This is a genomic window from Campylobacter iguaniorum, assembly GCF_000736415.1.
In the GTDB taxonomy this organism is placed as follows: domain Bacteria; phylum Campylobacterota; class Campylobacteria; order Campylobacterales; family Campylobacteraceae; genus Campylobacter; species Campylobacter iguaniorum.
Map to the genome: position 1 here is coordinate 439928 of NZ_CP009043.1, position 23476 is coordinate 463403.

Below are 23476 nucleotides of genomic sequence, written 5' to 3' on the forward strand. Positions count from 1 at the left end.
TTCATTAAAACTTCACAAATTTCTACCGATTTAACTAATATAAATATTTTAAAAGAGATTATATGGATAATGCATTTATCATTGAAGAGAGCTTAGATGATAACTCACTAGAAAAAACCGATTTTCAAACAGCCATTTACAAGGGCAAATTTGATGAGTATATCATAAAAGCATCGCAGCATATCAATGGATTTTTTGTCATCACTGACACCATAAAAGACAGAGATAGTTCAGATCTCATAGGCCCAGCGGTCAAAACGTTGGTATTTAGCGACTGCACCAAGAGTTTTGATGAGATTAAGTCTGAAAATATGGTAAATTTGACAACCAAACCAAATTTGCAAAAAGAACTAGCACAAGATGAGCCAAATTTAGATGATAAATTTGAGTTTGGCAAAAAGGTAAATTTAAGCATCGCGCACGTAAATGATATCGAAATCTTGATTCACGGTTTTGATGAGACAAACGATAGCTTTGTTTTTGACCCAAATTTATTTCCGCAAGATACTATATACAAATATAGCATTTCTAAAAATGAGTTTAAAGCAAGTATGCAAATGGACGCTAGTTTGCAAGTCGCAAGAGAGTTTATTGATACATTTTGTATCAAAACAAGCTCACCAGAGCAAAAAAGCGTTACAGTTATCATCAACGGCGTTTATATGTATGAGATATTTTTGGGTAGCATTGACAAAAATAGCCCCAAAGAGTTATAATAAATCAAATTTAAAGGATAAACTATGCAAGTAAATAGTTCAAGTAGCAGTCCATTTAGCTTTCTTAGCATAAAACCAGATTCACAGGAGAATATAGCCAAGATCAAAGAAGGAGCATCAAAACTAGATGCGAAGTCTATCTCTCAAGGCTATTTTATGGATTTTCAGATAAACGCCACAGATACAACCTCAAAAAACGTAACCGTGCAAATGGGGCTTATGAGCTTTAGTATGCCAGAGCCTTTTTCCCCTAGTAGTAGCGGAAGCGACCTTTTATCTTTGATATCGCCAAGCGATTTAGCGAGCACTGGCTACACTGGCAAGCCACTAAATTCACTAAGCAAAGATGAAGCCTCTGCATTAGTTAGCGACAGCGGGTATTTTGGAGTGGATAACACTGCTAATCGTATAGCTGACTTTGTCATCGCCGCTGCTGGAGATGATCTTGGCAAGCTCCAATCAGGCTTAGAGGGTGTCAAAAACGGCTTCGCACAAGCTGAGAAGCTATGGGGCGGAAAGCTTCCAGATATTTCATATCAGACCATAGATAAGACTCTTGCTTCACTAAATGACAGAATCGCTAGTCTTGGAGGAAATCTCATAAATGTTCAAGCATAGTTTTTTGCTTTTAGTAGCATTTATTTTTGCTGGTTGTTCGCTTTTTGAAAGAGCCCCACAACCAGCCAAAAGCAAACCAGCACTCGCAAAGCCAGCCCCAAAATACATCAAAGGAACTATCCAAAAAGTCTCCAGAGATACAAATGGCTTCAAATATGAGATAAAAGGCACCGACTTATCAAATTTCAAGCTCAAATGGGCTGTTGGTGTATCTGACCAAAGTGATCTTAAAGTCGGCGATCTAGTTTACGGCGAGCTTAGCGGGGCTAAATTTACCTACATAGCTCTCATTATCCAAAACTACGCAAGCCCAGAAAAGCACGCCTACACGCCGCCAACCCACAAAAGAGATAAAAGCAAAAAAGTCAAGATAGCCTTGCCACAAGAAGAAAAACTAAATTTCTAAGATTACCGAGCATTTACCAGCTTCTTGTATAATTCCACTAACAATTAAATTTTTAACTCCTTTCTAAATGGCATCTCTTCTAGCCCAATTTGCTAGAAGAGAATGTTTGTTACCTTTGGTAAACAGTTGGTAACAAAATCATACAAATTTATCATCTTTTAAGTTAAAATCAACTATCATTTCTGACAACAATTTTCAATAAGGAGAAAGAAATGAAATTAGTTAAAATGAGTTTAGCTGCTATCGTAGCTGCTGGTGCTTTGACAAGTGTTGCAAGTGCAACTCCACTTGAAGAAGCTATAAAAAACGTAGATGTAAGCGGATTTGCTAGATATAGATATGATAGCAAAACAACTAAAGCTGCTTTAAACGACGAAACTGTTGATAAATCAGAAGCAAGCCATAGATTTACATCTTATGTAGATTTCAAAGCTGCATTAGATGACAACTTCTATGGTATCTTAGGTCTAAGATATGATAGTAAAGATATATCTGGTAGTTCTGAAGGTCAAACAAATGTTGGTGTATACGATGAAGGCACTGAAGATTTCGGTCAAACATTCAACGTTCGTCAATTCTTACTAGGCTATAAAGCTGGTAATACAACTATCCAAGCTGGTCGCCAAGTAGTAGGTACATTCTTCACTGATGATATGGTAGGTACTGGTCTTAAAGTACTAAATAGCGATATCACTGGTCTTACTCTAGCTGCAGTTGCTTTCGATGATTTGCAAAATGATCCAGATATTGGTTCAAAAGACTTAGGTACTTATAATCATAACCTTTATGGTGTAGCAGCTATCGGCTCTTATGATCCAGTTAGTTTCCAAGTATGGTATGCTGTGCTTTCTGATGTGACTGATCTATACGCAGTAGAGCTTGCAGCGAACTTCGATGTGACAAGCGATCTTAGCCTTGGTCTTAAAGGTCAATACGGCGGTTCAAGCATAGATAGCGCTTTCACAAAAGTAGCTAAAGCTGAAGCTGTTGATGCTGATGATGCAGATTTTTGGGCTATCGAGGCTTCTGCTGAGGGATTTGGTGTTGATTTCAGTGCTGGTTATATAGATTTCTCAGCTGATAAAGACAAAACTTCTGTTATATCTTATGAAGATGCTGGTAGCTTTATCAAACCAGGTGAAGACTTACTAGACTATACACTATTTAATGGTGAAAACAAATACTGGTTCGTAACTGCTGGATACTCTTTCTTAGAAAAATTCAGAGTAGGTGTTGATTATATAAGTGGTAAAAATAAAACTCGTAATGGTGTAGTTGATAGTGAAGTTGAAGCAAGTGAGATTGTTTATAGAGCAAGTTATGACTACAGTAAAAAACTTAACTTCCAAGCTTGGTATTCAAGCATTGATCGCGATAGCAATAAAAACGACGTCGATCACTTCAGATTCCAAGCTAAATACTCATTCTAATCTATCTTGATAGATTAATTCATAGAGCCGATTTTTCGGCTCTCTCTTCTACAATTTTTTATCTTATTTCATTTACTTTTATTTCTATACTATTCGTCATTGCGAGAACTATTCCAAATTTTCATCAAAAACTCCTGCGAGTTTTCTTTTATGAAAATTTTGTGGCAATCTAAATTTAAAAATAAATTTACCAAATCCAAAATCCAAAATTAAATCAAATTTCTTACATCTTGTTACATTCGGTAAACAATCGGTAACAAATTTCACTAAATTTAGCCAATATTAAGGTTACAATCACTAAAATTACACTTGAAACTTTCTTAGAAGGAGAAAAAATGAAATTATTTAAATTAAGTTTGGCTGCTGTAGTAGCTGCTGGTGCTTTAACAAGCGTTGCAAGTGCAACTCCACTTGAAGAAGCTATAAAAAACGTAGATGTAAGCGGTTTTGCTAGAGTAAGATACCAAAACACTACATCTAATAATCCAATTAAAAATGGAGCAAATGCTGTTGATAGTTCAAATGGTCAATACAGATTTACAGCTGATATCAACTTCAAAGCTGCTCTAGATGATAACTTCTATGGTATCTTAGGATTTAGATATGATAGCCAAGATATATCTGGTGATGCTAATGGCAGAACAAACACTTATGCTGGTAACAAAGGTGTTGATAACTATGGTCAAACATTCAACGTTCGCCAATTCTTACTAGGTTACAAAGCTGGTAACACAACTATCCAAGCTGGTCGCCAAGTACTTGGTACATTCTTCACTGATGATATGGTAGGTACAGGTATAAAAGTACTAAATAGCGATATCACTGGTCTTACTCTAGCTGCAGTTGCTTTTGATGATTTACAAGCTGATAAAGATATTGGCTTTTTAATTAAAAATGCTGATGGTGACATTACTGGCGGAACATATAATAGCAACCTTTATGGTGTAGCAGCTATCGGCTCTTATGATCCAGTTGCTTTCCAACTATGGTATGCTAATCTTCAAGATGTAGCTGCTCTTTATGCTGTTGATGTAGCTGTGAACTTCGATGTAACAAGCGATATCAATCTTGGATTCCAAGGTCAATACGCTGGTTCTAGTATGGATGATAGATATACTGCTGACCTTGATGATGCAGATTTTTGGGCATTACAAGCTAAATTCAAAGGTTTTGGCGTAGATGCTAGAGCTGGTTATGTAGATTTCTCAGTTGATGATAGTAAAAAATCTGGTCTTATCTCTTATGAAGATCAAGGTAAATTCATAGAAGCTGGTGAAGATCTATTTGATACTTACAAAGAATTTACTGGCGATAACAACTATTGGTTCTTAGTAGCTGGATATACATTTGACAAATTCAGAGCAGGCGTTGACTACGTAAATGGTAAAATAACTAAAGTTGCCGCTGTTGGTGAGCAAGATGCTTACGAAGTTGTTGCTAGATTAGATTATGCTTATAGCAAAAAACTTAAATTCCAAACTTGGTATGGTCACTATGAAATAGATGGCAAAGATACTTTAAAAGATGTTGAAACTGATAGAATCAGATTTGACGCTAGATACAATTTCTAATTTATCTTAGAACGCTTTTTATGAGCCGACTCGTTCGGCTCTCTCTAAAATATCTCTTTATTTAAAAACTTTTATAAATTTATATCTTAAAACTTCTCTTTACCAAGTATTAAATAAACATTTTGTATAATTTACCAAATTTAAATTCAAGGAATATAATGAATTTGTTTCAAAAATCTATGATTTGCATATCTTTAGTATCTTTTTTATCTGCCGCGACTGATGATAGTAGCTATGTCATAGAGGCTAAAGGGGATTTTGGTAGGGAGCTTAAAGCTTTGGTCGAAAAATACGCCGCAGATGAAAACGTATCTATAAATGTATACAAAAAAGCTCCGCAAGATGAAGATAATGGTGGATTTATAAATATCGGTGTGGATAAAAACAGACAATACAACGCCAGCAGAGGCGAAGCTCTATATAATCAGCATTGTTTGCAATGTCATGGTGAAAAAGGCTCAAAAAGAGCTATGGGCGTAAGCGAGCGTCTAAACAAGATGAGTGGCGAGGATATAGCTGCTTCAATGTCTGCTTATAACTCAGATCCAGACTTTGGCGGTCAGCTCAAATACGTAATGGCTCCAATGGCTAAAAACGTTAGCTTCAAGCAAGTGGGCGACATCATAGCTTATCTTAAAGGCGACAACGCATTTGTCATAGAAGACACTACTGATGGCAACAGCGATATAAGTACCAAACCAACCAAACAAGGTAGCTACTTAGAGTAAATTTATAGCCAAATTTTGGCTATAAATTTTTATTTTTATTTCAAATTGTTACAAATTTTCTATCATTTCTTATTTTTTTATCTAATTATCTGTTATATTAAGATAAATTTATGTATTATCTATGCATTATAATTTAAAAGGAGTATTAATGAAGAAAATTTCTCTTATAACTAGCATAGCTTTGCTTGCTGCTTCATCACTTATGGCAAAAGAAGTCAAAGTAGGCGTCATCATGCCTATAACTGGCGCAGTTGCGGCTTATGGTCAAACAGCTTGGGCTGGTATCGAAATGGCAAACAAACTAGAACCAACACTAAAAAACGGCGATACTGTCAAACTAGTCTTAGTAGACAATAAAGGCGATAAAGTAGAAACTACAACAGCTGCAACCAGACTTGTAACAGATGATAAGGTAGCTGGACTAATCGGTGCTATGGTCACAGGCAACACTCAACAAGTCTTGCAAATCGCAGATGAGAAAAAAGTGCCTATGATAGCTCCAGCAGCGACAGCTGATAAGCTACTTGACCGTGCAAAATACGGTGCTAGAGTTACTTTCATGGATTCATTTCAAGGAACTAGCTTTGCTACTTACGCAGCAAAAAGCTTAAATCTAAAAACAGCAGTTGTAGTAGTAGATCAATCGACTTCATACTCAATAGGTCTTGCAAAAGCCTTTAAAAAACAATATGAAAAAGACGGTGGCAAAATCCTAAAAGAGCTTAAAATAAGCAGTGGCGACAAAGATTTTAAAGCTATAGTTTCTCAAATAGGTAGCCTAAATCCAAGCCTTGTTTATATGCCATTTTATCATCCAGAAGCTGCTTTAATAGTCCGCCAAGCAAAACAAATCGGACTAAATACTCAGTTTGCTAGTGGAGATGGTGTATCAAATGACACATTTATCGAGCTTGCAGGAGACGCAGCAAATGGATACTTCTACACTGACGCATTTGATAGCACAAATCCTCCAACAGCTAAAAGTAAAGAGTTTGTCGCAGCCTATGTAAAAGAAAAAAACAGTAGCGATATTCCAGGATTTACAGCTCTTGGGGCTGATTCATACTTTCTTATGATAGATGCGATGAATCGCTGCGAAAACCCAGAAGACAAAGAGTGCGTAAATAAACAAATCAAAAGCACAAAAAACTTTGAGGGAGTTTCTGGTATCATAAACATTGATCCAAAAGGAAACGCCGTACGTTCTGTCGTAATAAAAGAGATTAAAGGTGGAAAAGCAGTTTATAAAGATACTGTAAATCCGTAAATTTGGATTGCCACGGCTTTGCCTCGCAATGACGGGGAACCCCACATAAGTGGGGCTTTAGTGGGCGTGGAGCAACGGATTTTATTTGTTGCGACTTTACGCATAGATTGCCACGGCTTTGCCTCGCAATGACGGGGAACCCCACATAAGTGGGGCTTTAGTGGGCGTGGAGCAACGGATTTTATTTGTTGCGACTTTACGCATAGATTGCCGTGGCTTCGCCTTGCAAATCTCGCAGTAATGTTGAATTATTTAAATTTGAGAAGCTATTTTCTTATTAAATTTAAGTAATTAATTACAAAAATAGGAAAATTATGGATAGTGTATTATTTTTTCAGCAGATGGTAAATGGCTTTAGTCTTGGATCCATGTATGCTTTGATCGCCATAGGTTATACTATGGTTTATGGTGTTTTAAGACTTATAAACTTCGCTCACGGCGATATCATGATGGTTGGTGCTTATGCGGCACTTTTTTCTATGACGAGCTTCACTTTGCCGTTTCCTTTCGCGCTTTTGTTTGCAGTGACAGTAGCAGCCGTGCTTGGCGTGGCTACAGATAAAATCGCCTATAAACCACTTCGCAAAGCCCCACGCATTTCGCTTCTTATAACTGCGATTGGTATTAGCTTTTTGCTTGAAAATTTATTTCAAGTTATTTTTGGTGGTGCGCCAAGATCTTTTAATGTGCCTGAGTATTTGGAACAAGTAGTTAGCATAGGTGATGTGAATTTAGCAGTGAGTGCTATTTTGGTGCCTATCATCACGCTCGTGCTTCTAGCTTGTGTGCTTTTCATACTTTACAAGACCAAATACGGCATGGCAATTCGTGCACTTGCTTTTGATATCCAAACTGTAAATTTAATGGGAATTGATGCAAATATGATTATTTCTATCGTTTTTGCTCTTGGCTCATCTTTGGCTGCTATTGGCGGAGTTTTTTGGGCGTTAAACTATCCAAGCGTTGATCCTTTAATGGGCGTTTTGATTGGTCTTAAAGCCTTTGCTGCTGCGGTTTTAGGCGGTATAGGAAGCGTGGGTGGAGCTGTGCTTGGTGGATTTATTATAGGATTTACTGAGGTTGTAGCAGTTGCATTTTTCCCTGATTTAGCTGGATTTAAAGACGCTTTTGCCTTTATATTTTTGATTTTGGTATTGCTCTTTAAGCCAACTGGAATACTTGGATATGACTTTGAAAAGAGTAGGTTCTAGCCATGAGTAAATTTAAGATTTTGCATGTTTTGTTTTTTGCTTTGGCTATTGGATTTTTATTTTTGTCTCATTACTACTTTGCAGAATATACTCAAAGTATAGTAAATAATATAGCTATTTTTATCATTTTAGCTATTAGTTACAACCTTATAAACGGCGTTACAGGGCAGTTTAGTCTTGAGCCAAATGGCTTTGTGGCTGTTGGGGCTTACGTGGCGGCGTTACTGCTTTTGAACGCTGATTCGAAGCTTTATCAGTTTGACGCTGAAGAGCCTGCTGGTATCATACTAGCCTTGCATACGACAAATTTTATCTTAACGATGATAATAAGTGGCGTTTGTGCTACTATTTTGGCTCTTATTTTAGCTATGCCAGTATTTAGGGTGCGTGGGGATTATCTTGCTATCGTGACTTTGGGATTTGGATTTATTATCCAGCTTTTAGCTGTTAATTTCCCAGCCTATACAAATGGTTCACTTGGACTAAATGAGGTTATGAAAGTCGCCGAAAATGGGGATACGAGCAGATATACAAATATATTTTATAGTGGTGGTGTGGCGATAATCGCTGTTATAGTGATATTAAATTTGATTTATTCTAAATTTGGTAGAGCCATGAAAGCAGTGCGTGATGATGAAGACGCAGCACTAGCAATGGGCGTGAATACCTTTAAGATAAAAACAATGGCATTTAGCGTTAGTGCGTTTTTTGAAGGAGTTGGTGGGGCGCTTTTAGTGGGGCTTTTAGGAAGCGTTAGCCCAGATCAATTTACATTTTTCTTCACATTCCAGCTACTTATAATTATAGTTCTTGGTGGTCTTGGAAGCACGACTGGAGCTATTCTTGGAACGATTTTGGTAATGGGGGGAAGTGAGTGGCTGAGATTCCTTGATGAGCCTATGAACTTGCTTGGTTATCAAACTGAGGCTTATCCTGGACTTAGAATGGTTGTATTTTCTGTGATACTTATATTCGTGATGCTTTTTGCAAGACGCGGTATAATGGGACAAATGGAGCTTACAGATATACTTAACAAATTTAAAAAGGCTTCAAAATGATACTAGAACTAAGGGATATAAGTAAGCATTTTGGTGGAGTTCAAGCCATCGCAAAAACTAGTTTTGGTGTCAAAAAGGGCGAGATATTTGGACTGATTGGGCCAAATGGCGCTGGCAAAACGACTATGTTTAACATCATAACTGGAGCATATACTCCAAGCAGCGGCGAAGTGGTCTTTAACTCTCAAAGCCTAAGCAATGTCAAACCACACAATATAGTGCATTTGGGTATAGCTAGAACATTTCAAAACATTAGGCTTTTTAGCTCACTTAGCGTTTTAGATAATGTCTTAATAGGGTTAAATCACGATACAAAATATAGTTTTATAGAAGCAATACTCCACCTTGGTAGATTTAGAAAATCTGAAAAAATGGCTAGAGATAGAGCTATGGGGATTTTAGATGAGCTTGGCATTGCTAAATTTGCTAATGAATCAGCTAAAAATCTAAGCTATGGAAGTCAAAGAAAAGTCGAAATCGCAAGAGCACTCGCAACTAGTCCAAAGCTGCTTTTACTCGATGAGCCAGTAGCTGGAATGAATCCAAGCGAGACTGAAGAGCTTGCAAATTTGATAATAAATTTAAGAGATAATAAAAATCTTAGCATTTTGCTAATCGAACACGATATGAAATTTGTCAATAAGCTTTGTGATAGAGTTTTGGTGCTGGATTACGGTAAGGTTATATTCGAGGGATTGCCAAGCCAGGCTGTGGCAAATAAAGATGTTATAACTGCTTATTTGGGGGATTTTTTAGAATGATAAATGTTAAAAATTTGCACGTGTATTATGGTATGATAGAAGCAGTTAAAGGCATAAACTTTAGCGTCGAAACTGGTCAAATAGTAAGTCTAATTGGCTCAAATGGTGCTGGAAAAACCTCTACATTAAACGCTCTTGTAAATTCAGTCAAAAGAACTGGAGAGATAAATTTCTTAGGCTATGAGACCAAACGCCACGCCACTCACACTATAGTAAAAAGCGGAATAGCACTAGTGCCTGAGGGCAGGCGTGTATTTATAAATTTAACCGTAGAAGAAAACCTAAAAATGGGGGCTTTTAATAATCACGAAAACTATGAGCATTTGCGTGATGCTATGTATGATTTTTTCCCACGTCTAAAACAAAAAAGAAATCAGCTTGCTGGCACACTAAGTGGTGGCGAAGCTCAAATGCTAGCTATTTCAAGAGCTTTGATGAGTGAGCCAAAGCTTCTTATGCTTGATGAGCCTAGTCTTGGACTAGCACCAAAGATAGTTGGCGAGGTTTTTGATATTATAGTCAAGCTAAAAGAAGAGGGTATCACGATACTTTTGGTAGAGCAAAATGCCTTTTTAGCTCTTAAAATTAGCGACTATGCTTATGTCTTAGAAAACGGCCATATAGTGATGGAAGGGCTGGCAAAGGATATGATCGGTAATAGCGAAATTAAAAGAAAGTATCTGGGCGCTTAGAATATTAGCAAAATATTTATTTTTTGATAATACAATTTAGCTTTAAGTGACAATTAATTTAAGGATCTAGATGAACGTTTTAAAAAAAGTTTTTTTGAGTATGGGTTCAGCCTTAGTGCTTTTTTTGATATTTGCTGTTGCAAGTGGAGTAGCAACTATCATAGAAAGTAAATACAATACACAAACTGCGTGGGCGATAGTGTATGGCGCTCCTTGGTTTGCGCTAATTCAGCTTCTTTTAGGTATAAATTTAGCATATAATATATTTAAATATAGAATTTTTACCCTAAAAAAACTTCCAGCATTTATATTTCATGTGAGTTTTCTTTTTATTCTTTTGGGTTCAGCTCTGACAAGATATATTGGCTTTGAGGGCAATATGCACATAAGAGAAAATGAACAAAGCAATGAAATCTCTACAATGCAAAGCTATATTCAGCTAAAAGCTATAGATGATGATAAGACATATATGGTTTCAGAGCCGATGTATATATCAAGCACAGGAACAAATAGCTTTAAACTAAGTGTAGATGTAGCTGGAAAACCGGCAACTTTAACATACAAAAGTTTTGTCCCAAATGCCGTCCAGTCTTGGGAAGAAAATAAAAATGGCGAGGCTGTTTTAGAAGTCATGTTTTCAGATGAGGCAAATAGCCGTAGCGTAGCATTTGGCGAGGGTGAAAATGCTGAGGTCGGAGATATAAGCTTTACATTTAACGCAGAGCCAAAACAAGAAAAATATATCAAAGTAACCTTAGAAGATGGTAAATTTTTTATACAAACAAACCAAAATGTAAGCTATATGCAGATGAATGACATGAGTAAGGGCGTTTTAGAAAAAGATAAAAAAGTTCCTTTTGAGGGGCTTAGACTTTATAGTTTAGATGGCGTAAATTTCGCTCCAAAAACTATGCTTGCTTCAGCTATAATGAGTGCAAAACAAGCCGATAGCAATACTCAAGGCGTGGACGCTATCATAGCAAATTTAAACTATGATGGTGTTGATATGCAAGTTCCATTATTTAGCTATACAAGTCCAATTGGTATAAATATAAAAGACAAGCATTTTGCCTTGTCTTGGACTCCTATGATGATAAAGCTTCCATTTGCTTTGCATCTTAAAGATTTTGAACTCAAAAGATACCCTGGCTCAAACTCTCCTATGAGTTATAGTAGTAGTGTTATCGTAAAAGATGGAGATATGAATATGGATTATGATATCTATATGAACCACGTTTTAGATCATAAAGGTTATAGATTTTTCCAAAGTAGCTATGATATGGATGAAAAGGGAACTGTGCTGTCTGTAAATAGCGATCCAGGTAAACTTCCTACATATATAGGCTATTTCTTGCTTGGACTTGGACTTTTACTAAATGTCATCAATCCAAACTCAAGATTTAGAAAACTAGCTCGCAATGTAAATGAAGCAAATGCGAAAAATTTAGCTGCTATTTTCATGGTATTTAGTGTTTTGTTTTTTGCTACAGATTCTAGTGCTTACAACTCTTTGCCAGGCATAAGTGCTGAGCATGCAAAAAATCTCTCAACTATCATAGTTCAAAGTGCAGATGGTAGAATGAAGCCATTTGACACAACTAGTCATGAGATATTAAATAAAATTTACAGAAGTGATAATTATAATGGAATGGACGCAAATCAAGTTATCTTGTCTATGATGACTGACTCTGCTTACTGGAGAAACGTTCCATTAGTCAAAATCACAGATAAAGAGCTTAAAAAACTTCTAGGAATCCCAGTAAATCAAAAATATGCTAGTTTTAATGACTTTTTTGCAAATAGCAATACTCAAAATATGGAATATAAGCTTATAAAACACAGCGAACTTGCAAATAGAAAATCTCCAGCTGCTAGAAATCAGTTTGATAAAGATGTAATAAAAGCAGATGAAAAACTAAATATTGTTTATATGGTCTTTATGGGTGAGCTTTTTAGAGTTATTCCAAAACAAGATGATGCGAACAACTCTTGGTTTTCTCCAGCAGGGGCTACAATGAGCTTTGCTAGTGAAGAGGCTAAAGAAGTAACAGGAATGCTAAAAAATTACTTTGAGGGCGTTTATAGCGGTCAAAGTACTGGCAATTGGAAAAAGGCTGATGATGCTTTGCAAGTTCTAAAAGACTATCAAGCAAAATACGGCGCAGCCGTTATGCCAAGTCAAAGCAAAATAGATATCGAGCTTGCATTTAATAAATATAAAATTTTTCAAAATTTAACTCCAGTTTATCTACTAGCTGGTTTTGCTCTTTTGATAGTTGTATTTATCAGAATGATAAGACCAAAACTAAGATTTAATTTGGTATTTAAAGTAGTTTATGTAGTAAATATCTTAGCCTTTGTGATTCATACAATCGGACTTGGACTTAGATGGTATATAGCAGAACACGCTCCATGGAGTGATAGCTACGAAAGTATGGTATTCATCGCATGGTCATTGGCGCTTAGTGGTATGGTATTTGCAAGAAGCTCGGCTATATCTTTAGCGCTTACTTCTATACTAGCTGGTGTGACACTATTTGTTGCGCATTTAAGCTGGTTAGATCCACAAATCACTACACTAGTTCCAGTTTTGCAAAGCTACTGGCTGACAATTCACGTTAGTGTTATCACTGCTAGTTATGGATTTTTAGGGCTCTGTTCATTGCTTGGCTTCTTTACTCTTATTCTTTTTGCATTACAAGGCAAAAAAGAAAATCCAGAGCTTTCAAGAAATATACTTGAAGCAACTCGCATAAATGAAATGGCGATGATTTTGGGTCTTAGCTTGCTTGTATTTGGTAACTTCTTAGGTGGCGTTTGGGCAAATGAGAGCTGGGGACGCTACTGGGGCTGGGATAGTAAGGAGACTTGGGCTTTAGTAAGCATACTTGTTTACGCTGCTATCGTGCATATGAGATTTGTTGCTAAAGTAAATTCTCAATATGCATTTGCAGTGGCTTCTATGTTTGGTTATAGCTCTATTATCATGACATATTTTGGTGTGAATTTCTACCTTGCAGGTATGCATAGTTACGCTGCTGGAGATCCGGTTCCAGTGCCTGATTTTGTCTGGATAACTATTTTGGTTATGGTAATAGTTAGCTTGCTTGCTTATAGAAAAAAAGGCTTTAGTAAGCATTTGTAGTATTTATCTAGCCCAAATTTGGGCTAGAATATCTTTTTTAGGATTGTATTTTGAATGAAAAAATGGTAGTAGGTATAGTTATCGCGATAATCATAGCGATTATTTTGATAATAGCTTTAGTTATAAATGTTGTTATAAAAAATAGATCAGTAAAGCAAACTCCACTTGCTACAAAATCAACTCCTAAAATAGACGATTCATCTCTTAGCATCCAAGATCTAATAAGCATAGTATCAGACCAAAGCACAAGCAGAGATAATCTCTTTAAAGCTTGCCAATACTTTCTTAAAAACTTTAAATTTCCAGACAAAAAAAGCGGCGCATCACAAGAGACTTTTTTGTATTTACATTTTATAGGACTTATTTCAAGTCATAAAAAATCAGATGCAAAGCTTATATCTTATTTGGATAATGAAGTAAAAAAATCCAACCCAGATTATGGATTGGAAGTAGATAAATACGAAGCTAGCGGTATAGAAAAAAGAAGATTTAGAAGCTAGTTATAAGCTTGTAACTTATAGCACTTAATAGTCCAGCAAAAAGTCCAGCTACCATATCATCGCCCATTACGCCAAGACCACCTTTGACATTTTTATCAATTCTACCAATTATGCTTGGTTTTGTTATATCAAGCAGTCTAAAAAACGCAATACTCAAAATAATCTGTGTCCAGCTCGCTCCACTAATAGCCATAGCAAGCCAAACTCCAGCCACTTCATCTATAACAATATGGCTTTGATCATGCTCGTTTGTTTTGCTTTCGTAGTCGTTTATGATTTTTATAGAGGCTAAAAATAGCAATATTGAAGCCATAAAAAGAGTTTGATCCCCAATATAAAAAAGTATAGGCAGAGCGATCACGGCTCCAGCTATGCTTCCCCACGTCCCTGGCGCTGGTTTTAGTAGACCCACGCCAAAAAATGTTAAAAATAGTTTTTGCATTGTATTTCCTAAGTAAGTGATGTTGTTTGATACAGTTTCATAAGCTCTTCATAAAACTCTGTTTGACCGTGCTTTTCTAATATTCCTAAATTTGGAAATAGATCATCGTAGATTTTTTGCAAATTACTAAAGCGATTTGGGAATAGCTCATTTAATATGATAGCTGATATCTCTTTTCTCATTAGAATTGCTGGTGGCATAATGCCTTCAAAGAGCAGTGTATTTAGCGTATTTGCGTGGTATTTTATATGATGGTGTTGTCCGTGTGGGCAAGTTTTTGTGCTGACTATGGTTCTGCACTGATTACAGTAAATATACTCAGGAACGACGATAAGCTCGAGGTCGAGTTCTTTGGCGTATTTATCAAGTACGGTATTTGCTTGATTATCGTTAAAAAACATACCAATACCCGCGTGATTTTGTCCTACGACTAGCTTTGTAGCTCCAAAGTTTTTAGCAGTTATGCACTCTAAAACTGGATTTATATGATCGCTAAAGAGATAGGTATTTTCAAAAGGCACTATCACGACTCTATCCATAGGCAAGAAGTTATCTCTAAAGTACTCAAGAGTTTTTTTCCTAAGATCGAAGCTAAGCCTTTTATCGCTATCAAATGTTCTAATCAAAAATATAATAGTCATATCAGCTTTATCTATAGTCATTCTTACTAGTCTTTCATGAAGCCTATGGAATGGATCTGCAGTAAGAGTCATAGCAGTGATTTTTTTTATATGTTTTTCTTTGATTAGGGTATGAACTTTGTTTTTTATATCTCTTAAAGTCGTATCGTAAATCTCAAATTCGCCACTTATCGCCATTTCCCCAGCCAAAATATTATCATTTAGCGATATATTTTTAGCAGCAAATATGCTTATTCCTACATCTTCTTTTTTGAGTTTAAAAGTCGAGCCAGTGATTATATGACCGACTACTACACCATCTTTTAGTATATCTATCTTATCGCCTGGTTTTGCATTATTGATTGTCTCTTGGTTTCTTTTACCAAACGGTGCAAATGTAAAGGCATAAGGCATAGGATTTTTGCCAAAATATCCTGTTTTTTTGACTATTCCGGCTTCATGTTCGTCCATAAGTCTGGTAAATTTACCAAAAATTTGATTTTGTATTAGTATCAAAGTGCCATAAGCTTCTTGGCTTATTTGTATAGTGTTATTTTTTCTTTGCGATATCATACTTCTTTCTCTTCTCCCATAGTGACTTTCTTGAAATCCCAAGTCTTTTTGATAGCTCAGTATCAGGAAAGATATCTTGATAACAAGCTATGATATGTTTGACATACTCATCAATCGTAAAAATCTCAGTTGCTTCAAATAAATTTTTGTTTGAATCTATGCTAAATTTATTGAAATTTGGCAAGCCTAGATCGCTGGTTGCACTGATGATGATTTTTTGATTTGAGATTAGGCTAAGAGCCTCTTGCCTCTCTTCTATTGAGAGCCTATCAAAGTCTGTGATGTGAAGTATGGCTTTTGATTTGTGTGATTTAAGGGTAGCTAAAAAATCATCGCTTATAGCGCTAATTTGCTCGTAAGCCATATTTGTCTCTTTAGCGTAAAAATAAACATAGCTATAAGTGTATTGAATCCTTTGAGATATAATCATCAAAGGTAGCTTGATTTTTTTGAAATCATATTTTGGAAGTGTGTATGATTTGTAGTTTGACTCTATTATTTTTTCGTATGTTGAGTTTAAAATTTGGTATTTTTTATGCGTTTGAAATAGCTTGATTTTTCTTACTAATTCTTCTATCATAAATGGCTTTTGTATATAATCATCAGCTCCAGCTTTTATCGGATTTGATACTGTGTCGCTACTGATATAGCTGATAAGAAGTATTATGATAGAACAAGAATGCTTTTTGATAATAGGATAAAAATCCCCGCCAATAAGACCAGTTGAGAGCAGTACGACGTCGTATTTATCATCTTTTAGCGCGTCTTTTGTGTTTGTTGCTATTTCGCAGCTATATCCAAAATCAGCTAACTTGCTAGAGATACTTTGGGCTAGATAAATTTCATTTTCTACTATTAAAACTTTCATAGGACTTCCTGCCAGTTGAAATATCTTAAATTTGCAGTTGCTATGGTGGCGATTCCTTCGCTTCTGCCGACGAATCCAAGCTTTTCAGTTGTTGTTGCTTTTATATTGACCTTGTTTTGACCAAGTTTTAAGATGTCTGCTACTGTTTTTCGCATTAGCTCTTTGTGTGGATTGATTTTTGGAGCCTCAGCAAGTATCGTAATATCCACGTTTATAAGCTTAAATCCGACTTCATTTATGCGTTTTAAAGTATCATTTAGTAACAGTTTTGAGTCAATATCTTTAAATCTTGGATCATTATCTGGATAAAGCTCGCCAATATCTCCAAGCCCAGCAGCCCCAAGCATGGCATCACAAAGTGCGTGCAAAGCCACATCTCCATCACTGTGAGCTAAAAATGCTTTCGAATACGGGACTTTTACTCCACAAAGCACCACAAAATCGCCATCTTTAAATTTATGCACGTCAAAGCCATTCCCACAAAATACTTCATTTGATGGTGGGAGTAAATTTAGATGTTTTAAATCATCTTTATAGGTTAGTTTTTTGGCTCTTTCATCGCCTTGTACGTACCAGACTTTGCCACCGACTGCAGCGATTGCTGAGCTATCATCGCCAAAAAGCTCATCAGTTTGAAGAGCCTCTCTTAGTTTGCTTGTGCGTGAGAGTTGTGGGGTTTGGATGAGTTTTATATCATCTCTATTTATATAATCATTTTGAAATAAAGTAGTATCGCAAACTTTTAGCGCAGGGACGACACAATCAGCGTTATTTGCCGATTCAAAGAGTTTTGCTACAAGCTCTTTTGGGACATTTGGTCTAGCTATGTCACTCACCATAACAAACTCGCTATTTACATGAGCTAGAGCGTTTTTAAGGCTCTCTTGCCTGGTGTTTCCACCTTCAATAAATTTAAAGTGGTTACTAAATTTACTCATATAATCCGATTCTTTTGATACGACTATTACATCTTTGAAATTATAATTTGAGCTTAAATTTTTTGTAGCATATAGCCAAAGCGGGTCATTCTCTATATGAAGCCATTGTTTTTTTGTCGGTAAGCCAAAGCGGGTCGAATCACCAGCGCCTAGCATTATTAGTGTTACATCAAGCAAAATTTATCCTAAATTCTAATAAAGTGTTACGAAATTATACATTTTTTAATCTTACATTGTCATTAGCTTAATGTTAGAATATTAAAAGACAAAGTTAATCTTTTTTTTAGTAAATTTAAGTAAAATTAACGGATCAAAAAAATAAGGAAAACTAATGAGAAAACAGTGGTGCGAAGCTAGAAAAAATGATCCGACTCCGACCCAGATGTATTATGCAAAACAAGGCATCATCACTCCAGAGATGGAATATATAGCTAAAATAGAGCTTTTAAAACCAGAGCTTATCAGAGATGAGGTAGCAAGTGGCAGGCTTGTCATACCAGCAAACATAAATCATACAAATCAAATCCCAATGGCAATAGGCAGAGCAGTAAAGTGCAAAATCAACGCAAATATCGGCTCAAGTGCCTTGGCTAGCGATATAAATGAAGAGATAGAAAAGCTAAAAGTTTGCTTAAAATATGGTGCTGATACTGTTATGGATCTTAGCACTGGTGGGGATTTGGACGCTATTAGAAGAGCTATTATAGGTCATTCTACTGTGCCTATTGGAACAGTTCCTATATACCAAATCATTCATGATATAAAAGATCTTGATAATCTAACCCCTGAAATTATGCTAGAATGCATTGAAAAACAAGCCAAGCAAGGTGTTGCGTATTTCACTATTCACGCTGGATTCTTGCTTAAATTTATGCCACTAGTCGCAAAACGCAAAATGGGAATAGTAAGTCGTGGCGGAAGCTTGATGGCATCTTGGATGATGAAACATCACAAAGAAAATCCATTTTACGAAGCTTTTGATGAGATCTGCGATATCTGTGCGAAATACGACGTCGCGCTTAGCCTTGGCGATAGCCTAAGGCCAGGATGTCAGTATGACGCCACAGACGCAGCCCAAATGAGTGAGCTAGCAGTACTTGGCGAACTAACCAAAAGAGCATGGGCGAAAAACGTTCAAGTCATGGTAGAAGGCCCTGGTCACGTGCCATTTGATCAAATCGAGTTTAATATGAAAGAAGAGCAACGCCTTTGCCACGACGCACCATTTTATATACTTGGACCACTTCCTACTGACATAGGCGCAGGATATGATCACATCACAAGTGCGATTGGTGGGACAATGGCAGCATTCCACGGAGCGAGCATGCTTTGTTACGTCACGCCGAAGGAGCATTTAGGCTTGCCTAACGCAAAAGACGTAAGAGATGGTATAATAGCGCACAAAATCGCAGCCCACGCCGCTGATATAGCACTAAAAAGACCAGGAGCTATCGAGCAAGACCACGCAATGAGCGACGCTAGATACAGCTTTGATTGGAATAAGCAGTTTGAACTAGCTCTTGATCCAGACAAAGCTAGAGAGCTTCACGATGAGAGTTTGCCTCAAGATGTGTTTAAAGAAGCTGAGTTTTGCTCTATGTGTGGGCCTAAATTTTGTGCGTATAAAATCAGTCGCGAAATAGCAAAAAACGAATGCGAAAGTTATCCAAAGGAAGAAAAATGAGTAATGAACAAATCTTAGAAGAGTTAAAAAAAGTAATCTATCCAGGATTTAAAAAAAGTATAGTTGAGTTTGGTTTTGTCAAATCAGTCGATCCTGATATCGTCGTAGAGGTCGTTTCGGCTAAACAAGAAGTCGCAGCTAGTGTGAAAAAGGATATTGAAGCTCTGAATTTAGGCAAAAATATAATCATACAAGCCCCAAAAGTAGAAGCCGAAAAAAGCAACTCAAGAAGTGGCAAAAACATAGCTCCACAGATTAAAAATTTCGTAATGGTAAGCAGTGGAAAAGGTGGTGTAGGCAAAAGCACAACTACACTAAATTTAGCCATTTCTATGGCAAAACAAGGCAAAAAAGTTGGTCTTTTAGACGCTGATATTTATGGTCCAAATATCCCAAGAATGTTAGGGTGCGAAAATATGCAACCAAGCGTTGTAGGTCAAAGACTAATGCCTATGCAAACTCATGGCATAGAGATGATGAGTATGGGTGTTTTGATCGAGGCTGGAACTGGTCTTATGTGGCGTGGAAGTATGATAATGAAAGCTATCACTCAGCTACTTGAAGAGGTCAATTGGAGCGATTTAGACGTGTTATTTTTGGATATGCCTCCAGGCACTGGTGACGCACAAATCACGCTAGCCCAAAGCGTTCCAGTCACAGCTGGGGTATGCGTGACAACACCACAAGTCGTAGCTCTTGATGACTCAGCTAGAAGCCTTGATATGTTTAATAAACTTCACATCCCAATAGCTGGAATAGTCGAAAATATGAGCGGATTTATCTGCCCGGATTGCGGCAAAGAGTATGATATATTTGGCAAAGACGGCGCAAATGAGCTAACTAGCAAATACAAAACTCAAATACTAGCTCAAATCCCAATCGAACCAGCTATAAGAATAGGCGGCGATAGCGGTAAGCCAGTAAGCTTCTATGAGCCAAACTCAGTATCTGCAAAAAGATACGAAGAAGCCACTATTAAGCTTTGGAGCGAGCTTGAAGAGATAAACAAAAATGGTGGTGCTGACAACTCAGCTATCCAGCCAGACAACAGTGGCAAGGCTGCTTGTCATTAAAATTATGCGTCTAGCTACGGCTAGGCGATCCAAATTTAAACCCACAAAATTTCTTAAAATATCCCATCAAATTTAGTTCTAATCTACTTTTAGATATAATCAGCCAAAAATTACAAATTTAAAGGAAATTTATGAGTATCAAAAACTTAGATGAACTTAAAAAATTCACTGATGAAATCCGCTCACAAAATGGCTACAAAGACCCACTAGCCTTTGCTATCGCAAGAGTGCAAAAAGGCAGCCAAAACAAGACTATAAACGTGCATTATAGCGTTGTAAATTATAAAGAAAATTATGGAAGTGCTGCAGTTTTAGCATGGGCTATAGAAAAAAATGGAATCAAAATCGACTTTAGCGGAAGCGAGTTTGTAGCTCCTCTTACAAGTGCTGCTATCAGCGATGCTTTAGAGATTTTTGACTTTTTAGTTCCTGAGAGCGAGGGTGACAAACACAAAAATATCCAAAATTTGCTAGTCTTAGATGAGATTTTAAACGAACAAAGCGACGAACAAAGCGAGTTTGCAGTGACTTTCTTGTACGCTGATGAAGCTCCAAAAAGCGTTGAGAGCGTATATCTTAAACTTTATCTTTTATCACTTGGCAAGGTAGAGATAAGAGGGATAAACCTAAATGGGGCTTTTGGCGTGCTTCCAAATTTAGCTTGGGATAGTCACGGCACAGCTTATGAGCTTGATTATCTAAGAGAAAATGAAATTTGGCTCAAAATGAAAGGCTGGTATCCAGCTATCGTGAGCGTGGATAAATTCCCTCGCTATCTAAGTCATATCATACCAGCTGACAATACCCGCGTTTTGGATAGTGCAAAGGTGCGAATGGGCGCAGTTTTGGCTGCAGGAACTACTGTAATGCCAGGCGCTGCTTATGTGAATTTCAACTCAGGCACAACTGGATCAGTTATGATAGAAGGCAGAGTTAGTAGCTCTGTAAGCGTAGGCGAGGGCAGTGATGTAGGCGGTGGCGCTAGCATACTTGGTGTGCTTAGCGGGACAAACGGCAATGCCATAAGCGTGGGCAAAAAATGCCTACTTGGAGCTAACTCAGTTACTGGAGTGCCTCTTGGCGATGATTGTATCGTAGATGCTGGCATTGCTATTTTAGAAGGAACTAAAGTATTTATAAGTGAAAAAAATAGAGCCGAACTAGCCAAAATCAATCCTGGGTTTAAATTTGACCGTGAGATTTACAAGGGGCTTGAACTAGCAAATCTAAATGGGCTTCACTATCGCCAAAACAGTCAAAATGGTCAAATCACAGCTTCTATCTCAAAAAGAGCTATCAAGCTAAATGCTGATTTACACTAAGGAGTGATATGTTAGAGGTCAAAAGTTTAACACAAAGATTTGGTCAGCAGCTGCTTTTTGAAGATGTAAATTTGAAGCTCAATGCACATAATCGCTATGGATTAATCGGTGCAAATGGCGCAGGAAAATCAACATTTCTTAAAATTTTAAGTGGCGAGATCGAGCATACTACTGGCGATATAGTCGTAGAAAATGGCAAAAAAATCGGCGTTTTGGGTCAAGATCAATTCGCCTTTGAGAGCTTTAGTATCAAAGACGCTGTTTTATATGGCAACAAACGCCTATATGACGCAGTAAAAGAAAAAGAAAAACTCTATATGAGCGAGGAATTCACTGATGAGATAAATGATCGCTTGAGCCATCTTGAAATCATCAGCGCCGAAGAAGATCCGACTTATGAGTATGAAACTCGCATCGAAAAAATCCTAAGTTCACTTGGTTTTAGCGACTTTGATAAGCTTATGAGTGAGGTGGAAAGCTCTGATAAATTTAAAGTGCTTCTAGCTCAAGTTTTATTCCCAAAACCTGATATTTTGTTTCTTGATGAGCCGACAAACAACCTTGACCTTGACGCCATCGCATGGTTAGAGCATGAGCTAATCAACCACGAAGGAACGCTTGTAGTCATCAGCCACGATAGGCACTTTTTAAACAGAGTTTGTACTCATATTTTAGATGTCGATTTCAAGCAAATCAGAGAGTTTGTAGGCAACTATGACGACTGGTACATCGCTGCAAATCTGATGAGCCGCCAAGCCGAAATGGAGCGAGATAAAAAGCTAAAAGAAAAAGACGAGCTAGAGAAATTCATCGCTAGATTTAGCGCTAATGCGAGCAAGGCTAAGCAAGCCACGAGTAGGGCAAAACAGCTTGAAAAACTCCAAATCAGCGAGATTAAAACATCTAGCCGTAGAGATCCAAGCATATTATTTAGGACAAACCGCGAAATCGGAAATGAGCTAATTGAATTAACAGGCTTAAACAAAAGCTTTGATGATAAAATCATACTAAAAGACTTTAGCTTCAAGATGAATAAAGGCGATAAAGTCGCTATCATCGGTAGCAACGGCGTAGGAAAATCAACGCTTTGTAAAATCATAATGGGCGAAATGCCAGCTGATAGTGGCAAAATCCACGTGGGGGCGACTATTGAGCTTGGATATTTCGCGCAAGATAGCTCAAACAAAATCACTGGAAGCTTGAAGCTTTATGAGTGGCTTCAAGATGCCAAAAACAAAGACCTTGATGAGATAAGAAAATGTCTTGGCAGAATGCTTTTTAGTGGGCTTGAGCAAGAAAAAGAAGCAGGGAGCTTGAGCGGTGGCGAAAAACACAGATTAATGCTATCAAAACTCATGCTTCAAAAAGCAAATTTGCTAGTCCTTGATGAGCCAAACAACCACCTTGATTTGGAGGCTATCATCGCACTTGGTGAGGCGCTTTATAATTTTAGTGGAAGTTGTATCTGCGTAAGCCACGACCGTGAGCTAATCGATGCGTTTGCCAACCGTATTTTGCACTTAAAAGGCAATGGTGAAATAGTCGATTTCAAAGGCACTTATGAAGAGTATCGCCAGACTTACGATATGGAGTAAATTTGGTCTTTATAAATTTGTATTAAATCTGTGCGATTAGCACAGCAACTTTGAAGCTTTTACAGGGGGATTTTGCTTCGTTACACTCGCAACTGCAAGCAGACGGGGATTGTCAAGGGGATAAGGGGTAGTGTCTGCTAAAAAACGCCCCCTTGTCCTCTTGATGAAATATTAAAAACTTTAAATTTTAAAAATCAAATTTACTAAAACACTAAAAGCTTTTCTTTCTTAAGGGGAACAAAGGGAAAACTCTTTTTA

General features: G+C 37.1%; 21 protein-coding genes. 17 read left to right on the forward strand and 4 right to left on the reverse strand.

What is annotated here, in order from left to right; genetic code table 11:
* Nucleotides 1-62: 62 nt before the first annotated feature.
* The 13 genes from CIG1485E_RS02265 (at nucleotide 63) to CIG1485E_RS02325 (ending at nucleotide 14103) form a co-directional block, all read left to right on the forward strand.
* Nucleotides 63-716 (forward strand): DUF5416 family protein, encoded by a 654-nt coding sequence (locus tag CIG1485E_RS02265; RefSeq protein WP_051870900.1) that lies wholly within the window; start codon nucleotides 63-65, stop codon nucleotides 714-716.
* A gap of 24 nt (nucleotides 717-740) precedes the next feature.
* The gene (locus CIG1485E_RS02270; protein WP_038453269.1) at nucleotides 741-1334 is read left to right on the forward strand and encodes a hypothetical protein; all 594 of its coding nucleotides are present in this window, start codon (nucleotides 741-743) and stop codon (nucleotides 1332-1334) included.
* Entirely contained in the window at nucleotides 1321-1740 is a 420-nt protein-coding gene (locus CIG1485E_RS02275) for a hypothetical protein (protein WP_038453272.1), read from the forward strand. Before CIG1485E_RS02270 ends, CIG1485E_RS02275 begins: the two co-directional genes overlap by 14 nt.
* Nucleotides 1741-1952: 212 nt before the next feature.
* Nucleotides 1953-3170: a major outer membrane protein gene (locus CIG1485E_RS02280; RefSeq protein WP_038453274.1), complete on the forward strand. Its 1218-nt coding sequence runs from the start codon at nucleotides 1953-1955 to the stop codon at nucleotides 3168-3170.
* Nucleotides 3171-3505: 335 nt separating this feature from the next.
* The gene (locus CIG1485E_RS02285) at nucleotides 3506-4741 is read left to right on the forward strand and encodes a porin (RefSeq protein WP_038453276.1); all 1236 of its coding nucleotides are present in this window, start codon (nucleotides 3506-3508) and stop codon (nucleotides 4739-4741) included.
* 158 nt (nucleotides 4742-4899) lie between these two features.
* Nucleotides 4900-5469, forward strand: a complete 570-nt coding sequence (locus tag CIG1485E_RS02290; RefSeq protein WP_038453278.1) for a c-type cytochrome — start codon at nucleotides 4900-4902, stop codon at nucleotides 5467-5469.
* Between the two features lie 148 nt (nucleotides 5470-5617).
* Entirely contained in the window at nucleotides 5618-6736 is a 1119-nt protein-coding gene (locus CIG1485E_RS02295) for an ABC transporter substrate-binding protein (protein WP_038453280.1), read from the forward strand.
* 314 nt (nucleotides 6737-7050) lie between these two features.
* Nucleotides 7051-7947: a branched-chain amino acid ABC transporter permease gene (locus CIG1485E_RS02300; protein WP_038453282.1), complete on the forward strand. Its 897-nt coding sequence runs from the start codon at nucleotides 7051-7053 to the stop codon at nucleotides 7945-7947.
* A gap of 2 nt (nucleotides 7948-7949) precedes the next feature.
* A complete protein-coding gene (locus CIG1485E_RS02305; RefSeq protein ID WP_038453284.1) occupies nucleotides 7950-9005 on the forward strand; it encodes a branched-chain amino acid ABC transporter permease in 1056 nt (351 codons plus the stop codon).
* Nucleotides 9002-9766: an ABC transporter ATP-binding protein gene (locus tag CIG1485E_RS02310; protein WP_038453287.1), complete on the forward strand. Its 765-nt coding sequence runs from the start codon at nucleotides 9002-9004 to the stop codon at nucleotides 9764-9766. Before CIG1485E_RS02305 ends, CIG1485E_RS02310 begins: the two co-directional genes overlap by 4 nt.
* Nucleotides 9763-10458 (forward strand): ABC transporter ATP-binding protein, encoded by a 696-nt coding sequence (locus CIG1485E_RS02315; protein ID WP_038453289.1) that lies wholly within the window; start codon nucleotides 9763-9765, stop codon nucleotides 10456-10458. The genes CIG1485E_RS02310 and CIG1485E_RS02315 overlap by 4 nt, the downstream gene beginning before the upstream one ends.
* Before the next feature lie 70 nt (nucleotides 10459-10528).
* Nucleotides 10529-13603, forward strand: a complete 3075-nt coding sequence (gene ccsA / locus CIG1485E_RS02320; protein ID WP_038453292.1) for a cytochrome c biogenesis protein CcsA — start codon at nucleotides 10529-10531, stop codon at nucleotides 13601-13603.
* 50 nt (nucleotides 13604-13653) lie between these two features.
* A complete protein-coding gene (locus CIG1485E_RS02325) occupies nucleotides 13654-14103 on the forward strand; it encodes a hypothetical protein (protein ID WP_038453294.1) in 450 nt (149 codons plus the stop codon).
* On the opposite strand, the gene CIG1485E_RS02330 is transcribed toward CIG1485E_RS02325, so the two are convergent.
* From CIG1485E_RS02330 to CIG1485E_RS02345, 4 genes are read right to left on the reverse strand one after another with little or no spacing between them, the layout of a single operon-like run.
* A complete protein-coding gene (locus CIG1485E_RS02330; protein WP_038453296.1) occupies nucleotides 14093-14545 on the reverse strand; it encodes a phosphatidylglycerophosphatase A family protein in 453 nt (150 codons plus the stop codon). The two genes, CIG1485E_RS02325 and CIG1485E_RS02330, sit on opposite strands and share 11 nt — an antisense overlap.
* A gap of 8 nt (nucleotides 14546-14553) precedes the next feature.
* Nucleotides 14554-15738 (reverse strand): sulfate adenylyltransferase, encoded by a 1185-nt coding sequence (locus CIG1485E_RS02335; protein WP_038453298.1) that lies wholly within the window; start codon nucleotides 15736-15738, stop codon nucleotides 14554-14556.
* On the reverse strand, nucleotides 15716-16606 hold the full coding sequence (locus tag CIG1485E_RS02340) for a response regulator (protein WP_038453301.1): 891 nt from the start codon (nucleotides 16604-16606) through the stop codon (nucleotides 15716-15718). The genes CIG1485E_RS02335 and CIG1485E_RS02340 overlap by 23 nt, the downstream gene beginning before the upstream one ends.
* Complete coding sequence (locus tag CIG1485E_RS02345) at nucleotides 16603-17721, reverse strand: bifunctional 2-C-methyl-D-erythritol 4-phosphate cytidylyltransferase/2-C-methyl-D-erythritol 2,4-cyclodiphosphate synthase (protein WP_038453304.1); 1119 nt, start codon at nucleotides 17719-17721, stop codon at nucleotides 16603-16605. The genes CIG1485E_RS02340 and CIG1485E_RS02345 overlap by 4 nt, the downstream gene beginning before the upstream one ends.
* A 154-nt stretch (nucleotides 17722-17875) precedes the next feature.
* Here CIG1485E_RS02345 and thiC point away from each other — a divergent pair, with 154 nt between their 5' ends.
* From thiC to abc-f, 4 genes are all read left to right on the forward strand, one after another.
* Complete coding sequence (thiC, locus tag CIG1485E_RS02350) at nucleotides 17876-19228, forward strand: phosphomethylpyrimidine synthase ThiC (RefSeq protein ID WP_038453306.1); 1353 nt, start codon at nucleotides 17876-17878, stop codon at nucleotides 19226-19228.
* On the forward strand, nucleotides 19225-20301 hold the full coding sequence (locus CIG1485E_RS02355; RefSeq protein WP_038453309.1) for an Mrp/NBP35 family ATP-binding protein: 1077 nt from the start codon (nucleotides 19225-19227) through the stop codon (nucleotides 20299-20301). Before thiC ends, CIG1485E_RS02355 begins: the two co-directional genes overlap by 4 nt.
* Nucleotides 20302-20432: 131 nt before the next feature.
* A complete protein-coding gene (locus tag CIG1485E_RS02360; protein WP_038453312.1) occupies nucleotides 20433-21623 on the forward strand; it encodes a tetrahydrodipicolinate N-succinyltransferase N-terminal domain-containing protein in 1191 nt (396 codons plus the stop codon).
* An 8-nt stretch (nucleotides 21624-21631) separates the two neighbouring features.
* Nucleotides 21632-23218, forward strand: a complete 1587-nt coding sequence (abc-f, locus tag CIG1485E_RS02365; protein WP_038453314.1) for a ribosomal protection-like ABC-F family protein — start codon at nucleotides 21632-21634, stop codon at nucleotides 23216-23218.
* The last annotated feature ends 258 nt before the right edge of the window (nucleotides 23219-23476 follow it).